We start from the raw sequence: 17,071 nt of genomic DNA, 5'->3' as shown, positions 1-17,071 counted from the left end.
CGGGTGCCGTCACCAGTCGAGCCGGAACGACTGGACCGGGCTCGCCTTCTGGTAGTAGCGGCCGTTTTCGAACTGCTCGGCGATCACCGTCCAGTAGTACACGCCCTTGGGCAGATCGCTCACGACGACTTCGCCGCCCGCGATGTCCGTGCGGTCGACGAGCGGCACGCGCAGATCCGGCCCGGTGGCGAGCACGAAGCGGAAATGCAGGTTGGCCGCGTTGCGGTCGACGAACCAGCGGAACGCGTAGTTGCGCGTGTCGTCGAGCCGCCCGGCCGAGGTGCCGAATGCGAGACGGCGGCGCTCGAAGGCATAGGTGTTGGGCATGCCTTCGAGGCCGTTCTGATCGATCGCGGTAATGCGCACGAAGTAGGTGCCGTCGGGCAGCGCGCCCGCATCGGCATGCGCGGAATCGCTGCGCAGGTCGCGGATCATCTCGAGGAGGCCCGCGTCGCGCCCGATCTGCACGCGGTAGCCGCGCGCGGTCTCGACCGGCGCGATGTCGAAGGCGACGCTGGCGTCGTCCTGCACCCTGGCGGGATGCTCGAGGTCGGGGGCATCGAGCAGCGCCACCGGGCTGCCGACCGCGCCGCCCGCCGTCGTGAAGCTGCCGTGACGCGCGGCAACGAGTTCGCTCGACGCCGCGAGCGGAGTGCCCGGCGCGGGCGCACCCGCGCCGCCGTGCGCCGCATCGACGCCCACGGCGCCTTCCAGCACTTCGACGGCCGTCGAGCCGTTGCCGCCGTCGTAGCTCACGCGGAAGCTCGTGCCGCGCACGCCCGCCACCACGGAGGGCGAGCGGATCTGGAAGCGGTCGTCCTTCTGCGTGGCATGGGTGACCTCGCTGTCCACCTCGCCCTGCTTCAGGTTGATGATGCGGTCGGTCGTGCCGGTGAGCGCGGTCTGGCGCAGCGTGCCCAGTTCGAGCGAGGTCTCGGGCGGGATGATCAGATGGGTGCCGTCGGCCAGTTCGAGGGTGGCGAAGCCGTCCTTGCCCGTCTGCACCCGGTCGCCTTCGACGAGGCTCGACCCCACCACGAGCGGCAGCGAAGGCGCGTTGCGAAACGCGTGCGTCACGGGGCCGTTGGCGGCGATCACTTTCGCGGCCAGACCGTCCTGGCGCAGCAGCGCGACGGGCACGCGCAGCGCGATGCCGGGCTGCAGATGGCGCGGCTCGCTCACGTGGTTGAGGCGCGCGAGAGAGACCCAGTCGGACGGATCGCGCAGGTAGCGGTTGGCGATCACGTAGAGCGAATCGCCCGGACGGGTCACGTACGTGACCGTGGCGGCAGGCGCGGCGCCGTGGCCGTGCGCGTGCGACGCCTCGTGCGCCTGCGCGCCCGGCATCCCCGCGAGGGTTCCGCAGATCAGCGCGCCGAGATAGCGTGCGGCAAGCGCGCCGCGCGCCGCACCTTGCGGCATGCGCGCGGCCCGCCGGGGCTGGGCGGGCCGCATCGAACGGTCGATGCTCACGCGGCGTCCCCTTCGATGCGTTCGAGCCGGTAGCCGTAGCCGTAGATCGGCGTCAGGCGGTAGCCGTTCTCGGGGCGCAGTCCGAGCTTCGAGCGCAGCATCGAGACGTGGGTGTCCATCGTGCGCGACGGAATATCGTCGGACTGCTTCCAGATGACGTCGAGAATGTGCGCGCGGGAAAGCGGCCGGCTCAAATGCTGGAACAGGAGCAGCGCGAGATCGAATTCCTTTTGCGTGAGCGCGACCTGCCGCCCGTTCACCGCCACCAGGCGCGACTTCAGGTCGAATTCGTATTCGCCGAAGGTTTCCTTCAGCGTGGGAGCATGAAGCTGGTAGGCGCGGCGCAGCAGCGAAGCCACGCGCGCGAGCAGCACGGGCGCGGAAACGGGCTTGACCACGTAGTCGTCGGCACCGCTGTTGAGCATGAGCGCAATGTCGCTTTCGCGGCTGCGGCTCGTCATGAAGAGGACCGGCAGCCGCATGGAAAGGCTCTGCCGCACCCAGTTCAGGACTTCGTCGCCCGCCATGTCCGGTACGTTCCAGTCCAGCACGAGCAGGTCGAACGTCTCCCGGCGCAACTGGCGCACGAGCTCGCCGCCCTTCGCGAACGCATGGCAGGCGTGACCCGCCGCCGTCAAGGTCTGACACACAAAATCGGTTTGAGCTGGATCGTCGTCCAGTACCGCAATTCTCATCATGCCCCGCACCCAGTATCGTTATTCATCTTTTCGGGAAAAACTGGCTCGCCGCGCGTACGGCTGTCAGACCAGCCTCCATGCCGGCCTCCCTGGCCATCGGTCCTCCGGCTGCCTCGCCGGCCGCGCGAACGCACCCACGGGCCTTGCGCCCCCGGGCCTCCCTCCCAACACTCCCTGCGCGCCGGCTTTGCCGCGCGCGCTCCGGCCGCAACGCCCGCTTCGTCTTGAATGGAATGGGGAAGCGATGCGGCGCCCGCTTTCTGGAATCGGATTTCGCTCATAGTAGTCGAAAAATCCCAAGTCCGATTGGCACGGCGCGCAAGGCGGCCGCAGGGTCACGGGCCGGTCACCTGAGCGGCCGCGCCGGCCCCCCATGCTCTTCGAGGGGTTCGAGTGCGTAGGCGCTCTCCGGGCCCGCCTCCATGTCGGTCTGCAAGAGCGGAGTGCCGGCCAGCAGCGCCGTCAACTGCATGCGCACGTGCTCCCAGGCCGCATGCGCGTAGTCGGGCTGCCCCGCCGCGCGCGCCTGCGCAATCACGAACACGCGCAGCACCGTGGCCGAGCAATGGGTCAACCGGTCCGGGCGAGCCGTGGGGGCCTCGCGCAGCGCTTCGGCAAGCCACGGCATGTCGGGCTCGCAGGCATCCGCATAGGCTTCCATGGCCGCGCGCGCATGCCGGTCGCGCCCGGGGTCCAGCTCGACCCGGCCCAGACCGCGCTTGCCGCCTTCCACCTTTGAATCGGGCGGCAACCTTAGCGTGCCGAATCGAAAAAACATGCGCCCTCGCTTGCGAACCCGCGCCGAATCCGGCCTTGCCGCCCGGATCGTTCCGGTGCGCCGGCCTTGCGTGTCCGTTCAATGCAAATGGAGCGGGGACGATCTGGCTCGTCCCGCCCCGCCTCTCGTATCGACGGGTATCGATGGTATCGATGGGTACTGGTGCGTATTGATGGTCTGGATGGTTTGCCGCCCCGATGCGGGCGAACGAAAAATGAGTGGCGAGGCCTTTGCCTTGAACTGCGCGGCCCAGTACCCTCCCCCGGCACAGGTCCGCCGGCGCAGTCGTTCGCCGCACCGGCGCCCGACCCGCAAGCGACATCACCGCCCGACGTCTGCCTGCCAGTCGTCGCCGCCCTCAGGGCACGACGATTACGAGGCGCCGCCATCGCCACTCCCACCCACAAAAGCGCTGCTATTCCAGCGTTATCCGGCGAACTCCGGTTCGCTCTGCCTTCTCTCACGCTGGCATGCCGCCGTATCCGGCCACGCCAACCCCCGTAGCAGAAACCCCTGACCGTCGCGCGCGAAGCCGCGTGCAGACGATCGGATTGCGCAGCCGGACGTCCTGCTTCCCGAATCCCATGGCGTCGTTGAGCCGCGATGACTTATTGTCGCTGCAAGCGACAGAATTTACTGTCAGGGATTGTTAAATCCGTCAGACATGTGTGAAGACGCGTGGGAAGGCGACGGCATGCGCTCGATCCTGGCGGGATCATCCGATCGATTAATCAGCATTCCATTGCAAATGCGCGAGGGTGCGCCGAATGAAAACGGGACCCGGCGTGCGGGTCCCGTTCATAGGGGCAGCGAGTGCGGCTAGTTCTGTTGCCGCGAATCGCCGCGGCCGTTGTTGCCCCCGCCTCCACCGCGGTTCGGCTCAGGACGCGCGTTACCGGGTGCCGGTCCGGGCGGACGCGCGCCGCCGTTCGGCGGGCCGGGTGGGTGGTTGAAGCCCTGCGCCCCCGGAGGCGGATGCCCGCCGTATTGCGGCGCGGGTCCCGGCGGCCGGCCACCGGCTGCAGGCGGTGCGGGCGCGCGCTCGGGCCCAGGTGCCGGCGGACGCGCCACGTTGCCCTCGGGCTGCGGCGGGTGCGGACCACCCGGCGCGCCTGCGCCCGGAGGCGGCGGATGCCCGCCTCCGGGTGGCGGTGGCGGCGGGTGCCCGCCTCCCGGCGGGCCGCCATGCACGGGTGGCGGCGGCCCCGGCGGCCTTCCGCCATAGCCCGGCGGCGGCACGTGGGCCCAGTGCTCCTGCTGCCCGTACCACGGACGGTCGCGATAGAAACTGCCCCAGTAGGCGCCAATGGCGAACGTCACCACAGGCAGCCCGATCACCGCGCCGTAGCCTTCGATCGGCACGTTGCCGCCCTGGTACGGATAAGTCAGATAGCCGCCGTAGATCCAGCCGCGCAGGCCGGGCAGCGCCACGTCGCACCACGAGTAGTCGCTCACGCAGCCCATCACCTCGACGGGTGCGCCGGGTCCGACTTCGCTCACTACGGGGTAATCGGCGGAAGGGCCGGCATAGAGATCGACCGGCTCGCTCGTATAGGCCTGCGCCTGCGCGAAAGCCTGCGGCGCCGCCAGCCCGCAGGCGGCCAGCACCGTCGCCATGGTCAACGCCCGCGCGCGCATCGATTGCCGCTCACGCATTTTCTCCCCCCATTTTTGTCAAGACTTCGCGCCATGAAGAACAGCAGATTTCGTACCTGGATTATCCGCCGTTTCGAAGATCCGGATAACGCCGGCGGCCGCCGCTCATAGCTCCGATTCTATCGGCAGCAGGCCCAAAAACCAGATGCCCGCGCGCTGCATGAACGACACCCCGGGCTCCGTATCCCGCTCCGTCACCGTGCCGTCTTCGGCGGTGTCGATCCAGACGATCCGGTGCCTGCCGTTCGCATCGGTGCGTTGCTCGACGCGCCAGGCCACCTGGTCCAGATTCGGTTCGACGTCGTCGATCACCTGGCCGGCAATCGCCGGACAGTCGCAAAGCACGCCGATCTCCGTGTTGAGATGGCTCGAACGAGGATCGAGATTCATCGAGCCGATAAAAATGCGTTGCCGGTCGAAGACATACGTTTTCGCGTGCAACGAAGCCTTCGACGAACCGAAGAACCCGTGTTGCAGCTTCCCTTTGTTCGAGCCTGTCGGCTTCAGTTCGTAGAGGCGCACGCCCGCCGCGAGCAGATCCTCGCGATAGTGCTGATAGCCCGCGTTCACCGCGATAACGTCGGTGGCCGCCAGCGAATTGGTCAGCACCGTCACCTTCACGCCGCGCGCGGTCTGCTCGCGGATCCACGCAACGCCTTCTTTGCCCGGCACGAAGTACGGCGAGATGATGAGCATTTCATGTTCGGGCCTGAGGTTCAGGGCCGCGAACCGTGTCATCAAGTGGCCCTGCGGATCGTTCGGGTCGCGCGTGACCTTGGCCGGGTCGTCGTACAGGAGCGTGGCTTGCCCCCATGAAAAGCCGGAGTCGCCGGCCCGGAGAAGCTGGTCCATGCGCCGGCGGCCTTCCACGACATAGGGCGAGTCATGTTCGGACTGCACGTACGCGTTCAGCTTTGCGCGGTAGTCCGCCAGCGCGGACGGATCCGCGGGATGCCCCATCAACTGCTCGATCGAATACGACGACCCGGCGTTCCAGAACGTGTCGAAAGCGCTGGAAACGCTCCGCACGACGGGCCCGTGCATCAGCACGTCGAGGTCGCCCATGGCGACGATACGCGATGCGCCGAAGTATTCGTCGCCGATATTGCGGCCGCCGAGTATGGCGGCTTCGTTGTCCGCGATCATCGCCTTGTCGTGCATGCGCCGATCGACGCGGGAAAATTCCAGCACCGTCGCGAGCGATTTGAAATGGCGGCTCGCAACCGGGTTGAACAGCCGTATCTGCACGTTCGGATGCGAGCTCAGTGCGAGCAGCACCTCATCGTCGGCGTTCGTGCCGAGGTCGTCGAGCAGCACACGCACACGGACGCCGCGGTCCGCCGCCCTGAGCAGCGCCGCCGCGAGTTCGCGGCCCGTCAGGTCGTCGTGCCAGATGTAGTACTGCAGGTCCAGCGAGCGGTCGGCCATTTGCGCGAGCGCCACGCGCGCCACGATCGCGTCGACCGGGTCCGGCAGCAGGTGAAACGCGCTGTTGCCGGGATGGCTCTGCTCTTGCGGCGCGAACATCGCGGCGAGCCGGGTGGATTGCGTGTCTCGAAGCGCGAAGGTGGGTGCCCGGTTGCCCTGGGGCGGCAGGCTCGCGCACGCGGCCAGCACGAAAACGAAAACGCTTGCGATGAGACCACGTAGCTTTGTCATCTTCACGCTCCGCCAGGGTAGCGAACGGGGGTAACGAAGGGGGTAACGAACGGGAGTAACAAACGGGAGTAACAGCCGCGAGCAGCAGCCGGAATCGGGCCGAGCGGCACAGCGCGGCAGCGCTGTCGCGCACAACCTCGTTCGCCTCCAGATATGCGGTACAGCGGACTTCGATTTTCAATGCCGATGTCTCAATGGATATCGGCAATCGGGTTAGTGAGATTGCGCCGGCGAGCCCGTTGCGTCTTGAGCATGCGTGAGCCGCTCGACGATCAGTTTCATCGCCGACTGCATTTCGTCCGCGCTGTCGCCCTGTCCACGCTGCGCGCGCAGTTGCATCAAATCGAGCCTTGCACGGGTCAGGCCCGCACCGGCGGCCTGTGCGAGCAACGGTTCGGCTTTCGTGAGATCGCGCGGCACCAGCACGCCGCTCATGTACGCCTCGCCAAGTAGCGCCTGCGCCACCGGGAATTGCTGGGCCGCCGCCTTGCGGTAATACGCGAACGCGCTACGTTTGTCGGCTGCGCTCGTACCGCTCGATTCCGCGATGAGGCCCAGCGTGGTCGCCGCCCCCGCATCGCCGTGCCGGGCGCGCGAGCGCAGCTTCGCGACAGTCGCCGTATCGGCATTGCGCGCTTCCTCGGCGATCTGGGCGTCGAGATCGTCCCACGCATCGGCACGCGCGTCGTCATCGCGCGCGGTTCGTACCGATTGCTGCGGGCCGCGCGTAGCGCCAGGGCGCCCCGGACTCACGGCAAATGCGGCCCCGCGCTCGGGCGCAGGATCGGCCAGCGCCAGGTCGCCATCCAGCCCGCTCACGATCCACGGCTGCTGGTCGCCGGCACTGACTTGCGCAACTTGCTGCTGCGTATGCTCGAGCGCCTGCTTGAGCGTCAAGCCCTGCGCCTTGAAGTTCATCGCGAGGTACCACGCAAACGGGCTGTCGTCGAGCGGCTGCCCGAACGTGCGCATCGAGTCGTAGGCAATCTTGTTGTCGCCGGTCGAGTAGGCGATCAACTCGCCATGCGCCGCCTGCTCGCGCTTGAGCGCCGTCACCGGTGCGCTGCCGCGCGAAGGCGTGCGGCAGATATCGAGAAGCGAAATCGTCACGGGCGGCTGGCCGTGCCGGATCAGCGCGCGAATAGCCGAGAGTTTGAGCCCATGCTTGACGAGCATCGCGTGGGTCAGGGCCCCAATCGGCGCCCCGGCATCCACCGGCACGAGAAAGTTCTCGCCGCCCGACTCGAAACCATGACCCGCGAAGTAGAAGAGCACGACGCCCGCCGTTTCGCTTTGCCGTGCGAGCCACGCCACCTCGGCCTTGAATTCCTCAAGCGTCAGGTTGGTGGCGACATGGGTTTCGAAGCCGTCGTCACGCAGCGCCTCGCCTACGAGCCGTGCGTCGTTGACGGGTGTCTGCAACCGGTCGGCACCCTCATACGCCGAATTGCCGACCACGAGCGCCACCTTGGCGGCGGCCGCCTTCGCCGTGCCGGCGCCCGAAAGCGTCGCGATCGCGACGGCTGCCCACAGCAACGCACGACCGATACGGCGAGGCGCCCATCGACGCGACGTCGCACGCAATCCCGCACCCGGGCGACGCATTTCGATCATTTGCGCCCGCAACCTTGCGGCACGTCGATGTGGGACAGGAGGCGCGCCGCCTCGTCGCCATGAAGCAAGGCGTTGCGCGAATCTGCGTCGTGCGTGCCGATGCGATAGCGCCCGGAATCGTCGGGCCCCGCCGTGATGCTCGCACCATACAGCGTCAGCCAACTGCGCAGTTGCTGTTCGGTTACCCCATCCCGGAAGGTCACCCAGACGTCGTCGCACGACAGCGGCGCGCCACGCGTCATGATCGTGGCGCCCTCGCCTTCAACCTCGTGCGACGCGCCAAGATAGTGTGCAATCACACCCGACTGTATGAGCACGAGCGCGATCAGCGCCGGTTGAAGCACGTTGCCGTGTGACATCCACCACTCGCGAAAACGCACGTGCCACGGACGGCTCACAGGCTCGCGCGATGCCGGGGCACGCTCGCGCGGGCCGTTCGAGCGGGTTTCGGAGCGCCTCTGCGCCAGTCCGAGAGCGGCCTCGAGCCGCGCGAAGGACGCATCCGCCGTAGCGTCGGCACGCTCCTCCTGGGCGATCTGCGCCACGGCTTCCAGCGTTTCGAGTTCGCTGCGCAACGCCGCGTCATGGTCGAGGCGCGCGGCAAGCTCCCGGTGCTGCGCCGGGCTCAGCTCGCCGCGCATGTAGGCCAGCAGCAGGTCTTCCGGCTCGCCCGGCTGATCGTTCCGATCCAGAGTCATGACCGGTCTCCCGTCTTCTTTTCGACGCACTCGATCACGCGGGACTTCGCTTCGGAGATCCGCCGCCGCACCGCCACGGCCGAGCCCGCGTTGGTCTCCTGCTGGATGCTGATGTCCTTCATGCCGCCCAGCGCCATCATGAACGTGGTGCGCGCCAGTTCGGTGAGCCGCGCAATGCACTGCTCCACCGCACGCCGCCGGCGCGCCAGCTGCATCTGCGCTTCGGGTCCGGGCTCGACTTCGCCTAGTTCGAACAGCAACTTGTCGAACATCGCTTCGTCCTCGCGCAGCACGTCGAGCGAAGTCATCCTGAGCGAGTTCTTGCCGGCCGCGCGCAAACGCGTGAGCGCCTGCTTGTAGGCTGCGCCGAGCAGATAGGCGCCGAGGCGGAACTCGAAACGTCCCGCGTCCGCCAGGTCGTCCGCGGACATCGTCACGCGTCCCTTCGCCTCGAACACGGCCAGCACGCCGGACTGCCAGGCATCGTCCAGATCGTCGTCGTCGATCCAGGGGAAGCGATAGCGCACGCGACAGGCGAACTTGCGCCGCAGCGCGGCGACGAATGGCCTGAACCGGCTCGAGAGCGCAAAGCATTCGATCGCCTGGGCGGCCGACTGGTTGCCCCCCTTGTCCTGCGCACCGTCGCGCGCCGTCATGAGCCTGTCACTCCGGAGAAAGCGGCTTCGATGGTCGTGCGAGCGCGCGTGGTTGCGGGGGCATCGGTGAAGTCAGGCATCGGTGCGCATTCAACAAACGGGGTTCGTCCGGGGGCAGGCAGCAGCGCTGCATGCACGAAAAACGCTGCGCCGGGCAGCATTATAAGCGGCACACGCAGCAACCGTACGCTAAAAACCACCTGAAAAAAAGAAGCGAACAAATGCGCGAACGTGGCGAATAGAAGAACAAGACGAGCGTCACGAGCAAGGCTCCCAGGCCCGAGCCCACCGGACATCGTCCTGCCGGTCGTCCGGCATCGATCCCGTCCACAAGGAAAATGCGTCATGAATAAGAACGTCTTCAACAAGACCGCGATGTCCCTCCTCGCCGCGGCACTGATGGCGGCACTGGCTGCCTGCGGCGGCGGTGGCGGCACGCCTTCGGGCAACAACCCGCCGGCCGCGTCGAATACGGGCAACGCGGTACCGCTCTCCGCCGCGCAAAGCTACGTGGGCACGGTGAGCTTCGGCGACACGGTACGCATCGACCTCGACCAGCCGGCCGCCGGCCAGCTCACGCTGACGTTCCTCAGCTCGCAGTTCGGCCTCTCGGGCTCGCTCGTCGGCCCCTACTCGGCCAACGGCACTACCTATACGGCGGGCACGCTGAGCGCGGGCACCGGTGCGCCCGCCGCGCTCGCCACGGCCGCGTCGGGCATCGAGCTCGCGCTGCAGGCCGCAACCGATTCGAACCATCACGGCATCATGACGGGCACGCTGCAAAACGTGCCGAACCTCAAGGCCAATGACGGCTCGCGCCTGCAGGGCCAGGTGCAGGCGTCGAACAACGGCGTCGCAACCGTGGCGGCGCTGGCCGGTACGTACAGCTTCGTGAAGCTCTCCGGCAACTACGCGGCGGGCGGCGTGCCCCAGGGCTCGCAGGATGCCGAGGCTGGTCAGATCAAGATCAACGCAGACGGCACGATGCGCTTCTGCTCCGGACAACCGTACTCGGATAGTTGCGCGAACTACGATCAGGAGTCCGGCACCAGCAGCCCGACCACCGGCACCGTCGCCGTGGATCCGGACCAAACCCTCTACCCCGGCGCATTCGACGTCACGATGAACGGCAACCTGCTCGGCCGCGCGTTCGTGAGCACGAGCAACGGCCGCAACGCAATCTTCATCGACCAGGCGGGCACGAACAGCGACGGCACGTTCCGCACCGGCACCTGGGCGCTCACGACGACCCAGACGCTCGCCGCGGGCGCCATGGACGGCACCTGGACGTGCACCGAACCGGGCGTGGCCGACAACAGCAACCAGTTGACCGGTACGAGCCAGGTGACAACCGAACGCTTCGCCGGCACGCAATTGACGCCGCTGAACGCGGACGGCTCGGTCAACAGCGCCCGGCAACCCGTGCCGCTGTTCTACAACCAGACCTTCGACCCGAAGGCGTCGCAATCGCAGCTCACGCTGGCCGCTGCTCCGGTGAACGGCCTGATCGCAGGCGAATGGAGCGGCACGTTCCAGAGCCAGGCCGTGACCGGCGCGCTCATGTTCCTGCCGCTCGGCGCGACGCAGATCGCCTATCTCGACGAAGTCAACGCCAACGGCTTCTTCGTCATGGGCACCTGCACGCAGTAAGCGCAGCGCCCGTACCTCCAACGACACGCCGCAAGCGGCGACGCACCAGGACGCGTCGCCGCGCGCCTCACTCATCATCCGGAGATCGACATGTCGAATTCCTGCTTCCAATGCGGCGCGGCGCTGGCCGCCGCCGAATCCACCTGCCCCGCCTGCGGCACGCCGCGCGCCGCCGCACAACCCGCTGCACAACCCGCCGCCCTCACGCCGGGTCTCGTCACGCGTCGCGCGCGCGTCCTGCGCGACACGTCCGCGGGCGACGGCCTGCTCTCCACCGAGGGCCGGCAATATCTCTTCGCGCTCGAGGCCCACTGGCGCAGCGATGTTGCGCCCGCCGCCAACATGGTCGTCGATGCGCGCTTCACGCCCGACGGCACGCTCGTCGACGTGAGCGCCGTGTCGGAAGCCACCCGGAACCAGGAAAAGGTCAAGGCCGCGGTGGACGATGCGCGCGAAATCGCCACGCAGACGTTCGATCGCCTCAAGACCTCGGGAACGCCCCTCGTGGCGGCCATCGTCGCGAAGATGGGTTACGCGAATCTCGCCGCGCTCGGCCTGCTCGTGACCGGCTGGTTCTTCCTGAACACCGTCTCGATCCAGGTCGACGCCGGAATGAACGCCGGACTCAGCTTCTACGACGTCCTGCGCGCGCTCAATTCGCTCGACAACCTCTACGCGCTCGGCAACATCCGGCAGGCGAGCACGGGATTCTACGGATTCCTCTGCTATGCAACGCTCGCACTCTGCGTCGCTCCGTTCTTCGTGGCCTCCAAACGGCTGTGGCTCGGTCTCGCCAGTCCGCTCGCGCTGTTCGTCGCCGTGTTCGCCGGACTGTACTGGAAGGTTTCCTCCGCGGTCGGGGCGCTTGCCGGTTCTGGCGACGAAGTCTCGCAGATGGCCGGCAGCATGGCCCGCGAGATGGCCGGCGAAATGCTCAAGGCGCTGTCGCCCGGCCCCGGCTTCTACGTGGCGCTCGCCGCTTCCGTCTTTCTCGCGTTTCGCGGCATCACGCGCTATCTCGCGCGGTGAATCCCGCATCGCGCCGCCTCGAACCCGCTGCATCCCATCCGCCACATAAAACCTGAAAGGCACATCATGAAAAAATCGCTCGCCGCCGCCGCGATCTTCGCCGCCATTGCCGGCCTCAGCGCCTGCAGCAAGTCGAACGACACGCCCACGCCCCCTGCCGCGAACGCGGCACCGCCCGCGGCCAACCTCGCCGACCTCGCCTCGCCCGCTGCGCAGAAGCAGCTCGCCGACAAGGCCCTGCCCAAGGGCGACCCTGCTTACGCGCTGGGCAGCTACCGCAGCGTGGACAGCGGCAACGACGTCATGTTCCTCTTCTACGGCCTGTCCAATCTGCCCGTGGACTACGACAAGATCGCGCAATCGTATTCGCGCGACTACCAGACAACCTCGGACAGCTTCAAGAAGCAGGACCTGCTCACCGCCCTCAAGCCGCGCATCGACAGTGCGATTGCGGCGGCAAAAGGCAGCCGCTACGTCGTGCTGACGACATCGAACGCGACGCTCGACGCCTACGACTTCAACAAGAAGGGCTTCCAGCTCACGAACGTCGCGCAGCCCGGCTCGTACCAGTACTTCTTCGACAACTCGAACTACACGATCGAGTACACGAACGGTCCCGACTACACGTTCCTGAAGGTCGGCGACGAAGGCACGGCGCGCTCGATCGAGGCGATGCGCAGCCACTTCCGTCCGCTCACGATCCGCCTTTACGCGTACGCCCAGGACGCCGACCCGGCAAGCAACCGCGTCAAGCTGGAGATCGTCCACGAGCAGTTGCTCGACAGCGCGGGCCACGTGCTGGTGGAATCCTGAGCGCGTTGCCGCGCTCGCGCGTCAAACCACACTGACGATCTCATCGCCCCGTGCGACCGAAAACGCCAGCAAGGCTGCGCGGGTCTCCCCCTGCGCAGCGCTCACCTTGAAGCGCAGCCCAATGCCGCGCGAGTCGAGCTGGGCGCCCAGTTGCCGCAGCGAACGGCATGCCGATGCGTCAATATGCGATGCCTCGCGCAGGTCGAGCTCGACGTCGGAACTGCCGCCATCGGAGGCCGGGCGCGCGAGCAGCGGCCCCACCAGCTTGCGGTCGACGGAAAAGCAGTTCAACGCGCCGCGCACACGCACGCAGAGGTGCTGGCCCACCGGCACGATCGTCACATCGAGCGCACGCGGCTTGCGCCACAAGCCGAAGAGCGCCAGCACGCACCCCACCCCGAAGCCTTCGCCGGGCTGCCCCGTTGCCACGGTAGCCAGCACCACGGCAAGAAAAAGCCAGGCGGCGCTCGCGACGATGCGGCGGGGCACGCCGTCCGCAAAACTCAGGCGCGCGAGCTGGCGCGACCATTCGTCGATCATGTCCAGCGCCATTGCAATCATCACCGCCGCCGCAGCGAGCTTGGGCAGGAGTCCTAACAGGCGCGTGCCGGCAACGACCAGCAGCAACAGCATCGTGGCGTGGAATACGGAGACCCAGCGGGTGCGGGCGCCGGCGTTCCAGGCCAGTTTCGAACGCGTGAGCGACCCGACCACCGGCAGCAGCCCCGCCAGGCCCGCCAGCACGTTGGCCACGCCGTGCACGCCCAGATCGCGGTTCGGCAACGCGCGCCGGTTGCTGTCCGACTCGACGCTGCCAGCCGCAATGAGCGTGTCGAGCGAGGCGATGAGGCCCACCACGACGCCGAATCCGGCGAGCGTCGCGAGCAGCGCCGCATCGAGGTGAGCAAACACCCTTGGCCACTGCAACGCGCCGATGCGGCTCAGCATCGAAAGATCGAGACCGACCGTGCCGAACGTCCTGCATGCCGCGACGGCGGGTGCACGCGCATCGACGACATAGAAGGCCGCGGTCGCACCCAGCAGCGCGGCAAAGAGCGAGAGTCCGCGCGGCAGCGCGAAGCGGCGTGCGCAGGCCAGCCAGGCGAAGTGCATCCCGACGCCCACGCCCACGACGATGAGCGTCGGCGGCCAGTCCAGCGTGCAGCGCGTGACCACCTGCGCCTGGCTCGCCACCGCCAGAATCGCTGAGCCGAACAGCAGCCCCGAGAGCACCGAGGCCGGCACCATACGCACGATGGAGCCGCCGCGCACACCGGCGAGCACGAGTTGCGTGAGCCCCGCGCAGAGCACCGTGATGGACGCGCAGGACAGCACGCCGAACAGTCCCATGCCGCCGATCGCCGGCAGGGCAACGAGGCGCGCGACGAGTTGCGACATCAGCACGGTGGCGGCGATGCGCGGCCCGGACACGAGCGGCTGCGTGCCTCCGCCGAAGGCCACGACCACGAGACCGAGCACGGTGGTCATGAGGCCGACGAGCGCTCCGATCGCGGCCGCCTGGGCGCCATGTGCCGACGCCAGCGCCTGCACCCCGAGCCCGATGTATTCGGCCGCCGACGAAGCGCTCAGCAGGAACGCGGGAACGAGATCGGTACGCAGCGCATCGAAGGGCTGGCGCGCGGCCGTGCGGCACGATGACATCGGGAGGCTCATCGGCAGATGCGCTCGATGTGCATGTCGGCCACCGCAGGCGCGTCGTGCAGCCCCTGCAAAGCGACCGCCTTGAAGTCCGCCGCTCCCACCCGCACCAGGTAGGCGCCGTTTTCGTCCGGACCATAGACGATCGACGCGCCATATTGCGTGAGCAACAGGCTGATGTCCTGCTCCGTCGCGTTGCGCTGGAACACGACTGCCGCGTCGGCGCAACTCGCCGCCGCAGCCCCGCGCGTGAGCGCGGGCGCCCCGGCGCCGGCCGCGTGCAGATCATGCGCCGCCTGCACGAAACCGAGCACGAGGCCCGCTTCGAGCAGCAACAGCATCAGCACGAACGCACTTCTGTCGCTCAGGAACGCCGCCGTGCGCCCGAACAGCCTCGCGAGCGGCGCTCGCCCCGCCATGCCTGAAGTAGGTGGGTTCATCGTTTGATCGTCGAATAGTCGAAGTCGTGGCCGTAGATGCGTCGATACTTCGCGAGGTACATCGGCAGATTGCCGTCGCCCGTCACGGTGAGTATCCCGATCAGATTCGGCAGGCTTTCCGCATAGCCGTGATCGACGGCCGCGCGGAAGTAGTGCGTGGCGAGATCGATGTCGGAAGGCAATCTTGCGTGCGCAAAGATCCAGCCGGCGCGCAAAGCCTGGGCCATCGGATAATCGCGGTCGGAGGCCGCGTTCAGATACATCGTCCCCTCGGCGACGCGCGCCCGGGCTTCTTCCTGCGGCATGCCGTCCGGCACGACGAATAGCGAGAGCGCGAGCGTCGTCATCGAGAACAGATCGCCTGTCCGTGCCGCCTGGCGAACCTGATCCGCGATCTGCGGATTGACGGTCATCTGCAGGAAAAGCGCGTGCATGCGCAACGTTTGCGCGGCCCATTGGCGCGCGAGGGCCTGCTCGTCGGCAGTCTGCACACTGTCGTCGGGCGGCACGGTTTCCGCCGATGACGTTTCAGGCGTGATGGAAGCCGGCCCCGCACCACGCGAACCGCCGGCCGCCAGAGCAGGCTGGCGAACATTGGCATCGGGGCCGGGCGCCATGCTGTCGGACAGCTTCAGGTTGCCCACCAGCCCATTGTTGAACCACGGGCGCTGCGCATCGCCGGTCGCCGCCGCCACGTCGACCTGGGTCTTGCCGAGCGCGGCCACGACGTCGCCGCCACCCGCGATGGCCTGGCTCAAATACCACGCGAAAGGGCTGTGCTGATGCCGGATCGAACCCACGGAAAAGCTGTCGAGCGCGGCGCCGCCCGGCTGCGTCGCAAACGCGATCAGCGTGCCGTGCGCGGCCACCACCGGCGCCATCGAAGGCGTCGTGCCGCCGCGCACGGCGGCACTGCGGCACGCATCCAGCAACATGACGAGCGCACGCGGTTCGCCGCGGCTCGCCGTGCTTTGCACGTAGCGCAGCGGCACCGCGAAGCGCATGAGGTCGCCCTCGGAGACCTGGCCGATGGGAACCGGCATGTCCACGGGAATCAGATAGTTCTCGCCGCCCATCTCGAAGCCGTGCCCGGCATAATAGAGGAGTGCGATGGATGCGTGGGCGGCCGCGCGGCTAAACGTGTCCAGATCGCCCAGCATCTGGGCGCGCGTGCGGTTCTCTTCGAGGTCTACCGTGAAGCCGATGCGGCGCAGGCTCTGGGCGATCAGCTCCGCATCCGGAGACGGCGAGACGAGCCGGTCGGTGCCGCGATAGTCGGTATTGCCAACCACGAGCGCCACCCGCGGTGCGATGCCCGACGCGTGCGCCGGGGCCGGCATCAGCACAGCGCCGGCGAGCGACAGCGCGCAAACGAACAGACTGCGCGCGGCCGCTTTCAATGGAACACCATGCCGCGCGCCTGCATATCCGCGGCCTTGCGCATCGCCGCGTTGACATCGCCCTGGATCACCGTGCCGTCTGCGAACAGGAACGAAGGCGTGAGCGCGTTCGGGAAGAACAGCTGGCGGATGTCCCACCAGGTCTTCACGTCGAAGCGCGGGCACGGCTGCGTGCTGCCCTGCCCTGTGCGCATGAGGCGGTTCCAGGCCGCAAGCGGATCGTCTTCGCAGGCGAGATGGGCGACATACGGCATCGAAGCGGGATTGAGCGTCACCGGCATGATCGCGAAGCTGAACGGGCTCTGCTCCATCGCGGCCTGATCTTTCTTGCAGTACGGACAATCCGGCGCAGCGTAGTAAATGAAAACTGGCGCGCCGGTGCCCTGATGCATCAGTTTGTCGATCGGAATGGTGCGCAGCATCTGCTGGCTGATCGGGTCCTGCAGCGAGACCGGCTGCCAGCCTTTCCAGTTCGTAGTGTCGCCCACCAGCCAGTGATCCACGAAATTGCGCGAGCTGGTCTGGTTGGGGGCCTTGAAGATCAGGATCCACTTCGCGTCGCTGTCGAACAGCATTTCCGGCATGCCGACGAGCGGCGCAGGTGCACCGCTGCGGCCGGTCAGCCGCAGTTCATAGACGCCGGGATACGCAGACGTATCGTAGTCCTGATCGGGCTGTGCCTTCATGCCCGCGGGATTGGCGAAACGGTTCGCCACGGCTTCGTAGCGGGCCTGCACGTCGGGCGGAATCTCGGCGCGCGCACCGGGGGACACGACAAGCACCAGCGCCGCGCACGTCGCGGCAGCAAGAAAACGAAACAGCATCTGGACTCCCCAGAGTAGTGAAAG

15 protein-coding genes are annotated in these 17,071 nt (G+C 67.4%); 3 read left to right on the top strand and 12 right to left on the bottom strand.

All coding sequences use genetic code 11. From position 1 onward, the window contains the following. Window positions 1-9: 9 nt before the first annotated feature. The 8 genes from BFE01S_RS01705 to BFE01S_RS01670 all read right to left on the bottom strand — a co-directional run bounded on the left by BFE01S_RS01705 (window position 10) and on the right by BFE01S_RS01670 (window position 9,232). Window positions 10-1,455 carry a FecR domain-containing protein gene (locus BFE01S_RS01705; protein WP_407668175.1) on the bottom strand — a complete coding sequence of 482 codons (1,446 nt, stop codon included), beginning with the start codon at window positions 1,453-1,455 and terminating at the stop codon, window positions 10-12. 14 nt (window positions 1,456-1,469) lie between these two features. Further along, window positions 1,470-2,168, bottom strand: coding sequence for a response regulator transcription factor (locus BFE01S_RS01700; RefSeq protein WP_028224098.1), 699 nt, complete (start codon window positions 2,166-2,168; stop codon window positions 1,470-1,472). Between the two features lie 349 nt (window positions 2,169-2,517). Further along, window positions 2,518-2,949 carry a hypothetical protein gene (locus tag BFE01S_RS37025; RefSeq protein ID WP_042336968.1) on the bottom strand — a complete coding sequence of 144 codons (432 nt, stop codon included), beginning with the start codon at window positions 2,947-2,949 and terminating at the stop codon, window positions 2,518-2,520. 819 nt (window positions 2,950-3,768) lie between these two features. Continuing rightward, on the bottom strand, window positions 3,769-4,605 hold the full coding sequence (locus tag BFE01S_RS46185; RefSeq protein ID WP_281177386.1) for an SH3 domain-containing protein: 837 nt from the start codon (window positions 4,603-4,605) through the stop codon (window positions 3,769-3,771). Between the two features lie 105 nt (window positions 4,606-4,710). Next, on the bottom strand, window positions 4,711-6,264 hold the full coding sequence (locus BFE01S_RS01685) for a phospholipase D family protein (RefSeq protein ID WP_028224097.1): 1,554 nt from the start codon (window positions 6,262-6,264) through the stop codon (window positions 4,711-4,713). Between the two features lie 213 nt (window positions 6,265-6,477). Beyond that, entirely contained in the window at window positions 6,478-7,878 is a 1,401-nt protein-coding gene (locus tag BFE01S_RS01680; protein ID WP_084169444.1) for a caspase family protein, read from the bottom strand. Then, on the bottom strand, window positions 7,875-8,576 hold the full coding sequence (locus BFE01S_RS01675) for an anti-sigma factor family protein (protein ID WP_028224095.1): 702 nt from the start codon (window positions 8,574-8,576) through the stop codon (window positions 7,875-7,877). Before BFE01S_RS01675 ends, BFE01S_RS01680 begins: the two co-directional genes overlap by 4 nt. Next, complete coding sequence (locus BFE01S_RS01670; RefSeq protein ID WP_028224094.1) at window positions 8,573-9,232, bottom strand: RNA polymerase sigma factor; 660 nt, start codon at window positions 9,230-9,232, stop codon at window positions 8,573-8,575. The genes BFE01S_RS01675 and BFE01S_RS01670 overlap by 4 nt, the downstream gene beginning before the upstream one ends. Before the next feature lie 345 nt (window positions 9,233-9,577). Here BFE01S_RS01670 and BFE01S_RS01665 point away from each other — a divergent pair, with 345 nt between their 5' ends. From BFE01S_RS01665 to BFE01S_RS01655, 3 genes are all read left to right on the top strand, one after another. Then, window positions 9,578-10,882, top strand: a complete 1,305-nt coding sequence (locus BFE01S_RS01665) for a hypothetical protein (RefSeq protein WP_028224093.1) — start codon at window positions 9,578-9,580, stop codon at window positions 10,880-10,882. Between the two features lie 90 nt (window positions 10,883-10,972). After that, entirely contained in the window at window positions 10,973-11,911 is a 939-nt protein-coding gene (locus tag BFE01S_RS01660; protein WP_028224092.1) for a hypothetical protein, read from the top strand. 66 nt (window positions 11,912-11,977) lie between these two features. Beyond that, on the top strand, window positions 11,978-12,724 hold the full coding sequence (locus tag BFE01S_RS01655) for a hypothetical protein (protein ID WP_052420757.1): 747 nt from the start codon (window positions 11,978-11,980) through the stop codon (window positions 12,722-12,724). Between the two features lie 21 nt (window positions 12,725-12,745). Here the strand turns inward: BFE01S_RS01655 and BFE01S_RS01650 are convergent, their stop codons facing one another. Genes BFE01S_RS01650 through BFE01S_RS01635 form a run of 4 tightly spaced genes read right to left on the bottom strand, consistent with a single transcriptional unit; the run spans window position 12,746 to window position 17,047 of the window. Then, window positions 12,746-14,398 (bottom strand): SulP family inorganic anion transporter, encoded by a 1,653-nt coding sequence (locus tag BFE01S_RS01650; protein ID WP_028224090.1) that lies wholly within the window; start codon window positions 14,396-14,398, stop codon window positions 12,746-12,748. After that, on the bottom strand, window positions 14,395-14,823 hold the full coding sequence (locus tag BFE01S_RS01645) for a hypothetical protein (protein WP_156966865.1): 429 nt from the start codon (window positions 14,821-14,823) through the stop codon (window positions 14,395-14,397). The genes BFE01S_RS01650 and BFE01S_RS01645 overlap by 4 nt, the downstream gene beginning before the upstream one ends. Continuing rightward, complete coding sequence (locus BFE01S_RS01640) at window positions 14,820-16,223, bottom strand: caspase family protein (RefSeq protein WP_028224088.1); 1,404 nt, start codon at window positions 16,221-16,223, stop codon at window positions 14,820-14,822. The genes BFE01S_RS01645 and BFE01S_RS01640 overlap by 4 nt, the downstream gene beginning before the upstream one ends. Continuing rightward, on the bottom strand, window positions 16,220-17,047 hold the full coding sequence (locus BFE01S_RS01635) for a thioredoxin fold domain-containing protein (RefSeq protein WP_028224087.1): 828 nt from the start codon (window positions 17,045-17,047) through the stop codon (window positions 16,220-16,222). The genes BFE01S_RS01640 and BFE01S_RS01635 overlap by 4 nt, the downstream gene beginning before the upstream one ends. Window positions 17,048-17,071 lie beyond the last annotated feature (24 nt).

Source organism: Paraburkholderia ferrariae NBRC 106233 (genome assembly GCF_000685035.1).
GTDB classification, from domain to species: domain Bacteria; phylum Pseudomonadota; class Gammaproteobacteria; order Burkholderiales; family Burkholderiaceae; genus Paraburkholderia; species Paraburkholderia ferrariae.
The sequence above is the reverse complement of the archived record's forward strand: the minus strand, read 5'-3'. Positions and strand labels throughout refer to the sequence as shown.

Excerpts from the sequence above, each read along its gene's own strand:
- BFE01S_RS01705 (WP_407668175.1), bottom strand. The coding sequence starts at position 1,455 with ATGCGGCCCGCCCAGCCCCGGCGGGCCGCGCGCATGCCGCAAGGTGCG.
- BFE01S_RS01700 (WP_028224098.1), bottom strand. The coding sequence starts at position 2,168 with ATGAGAATTGCGGTACTGGACGACGATCCAGCTCAAACCGATTTTGTG.
- BFE01S_RS37025 (WP_042336968.1), bottom strand. The coding sequence starts at position 2,949 with ATGTTTTTTCGATTCGGCACGCTAAGGTTGCCGCCCGATTCAAAGGTG.
- BFE01S_RS46185 (WP_281177386.1), bottom strand. The coding sequence starts at position 4,605 with ATGCGTGAGCGGCAATCGATGCGCGCGCGGGCGTTGACCATGGCGACG.
- BFE01S_RS01685 (WP_028224097.1), bottom strand. The coding sequence starts at position 6,264 with ATGACAAAGCTACGTGGTCTCATCGCAAGCGTTTTCGTTTTCGTGCTG.
- BFE01S_RS01680 (WP_084169444.1), bottom strand. The coding sequence starts at position 7,878 with ATGATCGAAATGCGTCGCCCGGGTGCGGGATTGCGTGCGACGTCGCGT.
- BFE01S_RS01675 (WP_028224095.1), bottom strand. The coding sequence starts at position 8,576 with ATGACTCTGGATCGGAACGATCAGCCGGGCGAGCCGGAAGACCTGCTG.
- BFE01S_RS01670 (WP_028224094.1), bottom strand. The coding sequence starts at position 9,232 with ATGACGGCGCGCGACGGTGCGCAGGACAAGGGGGGCAACCAGTCGGCC.
- BFE01S_RS01665 (WP_028224093.1), top strand. The coding sequence starts at position 9,578 with ATGAATAAGAACGTCTTCAACAAGACCGCGATGTCCCTCCTCGCCGCG.
- BFE01S_RS01660 (WP_028224092.1), top strand. The coding sequence starts at position 10,973 with ATGTCGAATTCCTGCTTCCAATGCGGCGCGGCGCTGGCCGCCGCCGAA.
- BFE01S_RS01655 (WP_052420757.1), top strand. The coding sequence starts at position 11,978 with ATGAAAAAATCGCTCGCCGCCGCCGCGATCTTCGCCGCCATTGCCGGC.
- BFE01S_RS01650 (WP_028224090.1), bottom strand. The coding sequence starts at position 14,398 with ATGAGCCTCCCGATGTCATCGTGCCGCACGGCCGCGCGCCAGCCCTTC.
- BFE01S_RS01645 (WP_156966865.1), bottom strand. The coding sequence starts at position 14,823 with ATGAACCCACCTACTTCAGGCATGGCGGGGCGAGCGCCGCTCGCGAGG.
- BFE01S_RS01635 (WP_028224087.1), bottom strand. The coding sequence starts at position 17,047 with ATGCTGTTTCGTTTTCTTGCTGCCGCGACGTGCGCGGCGCTGGTGCTT.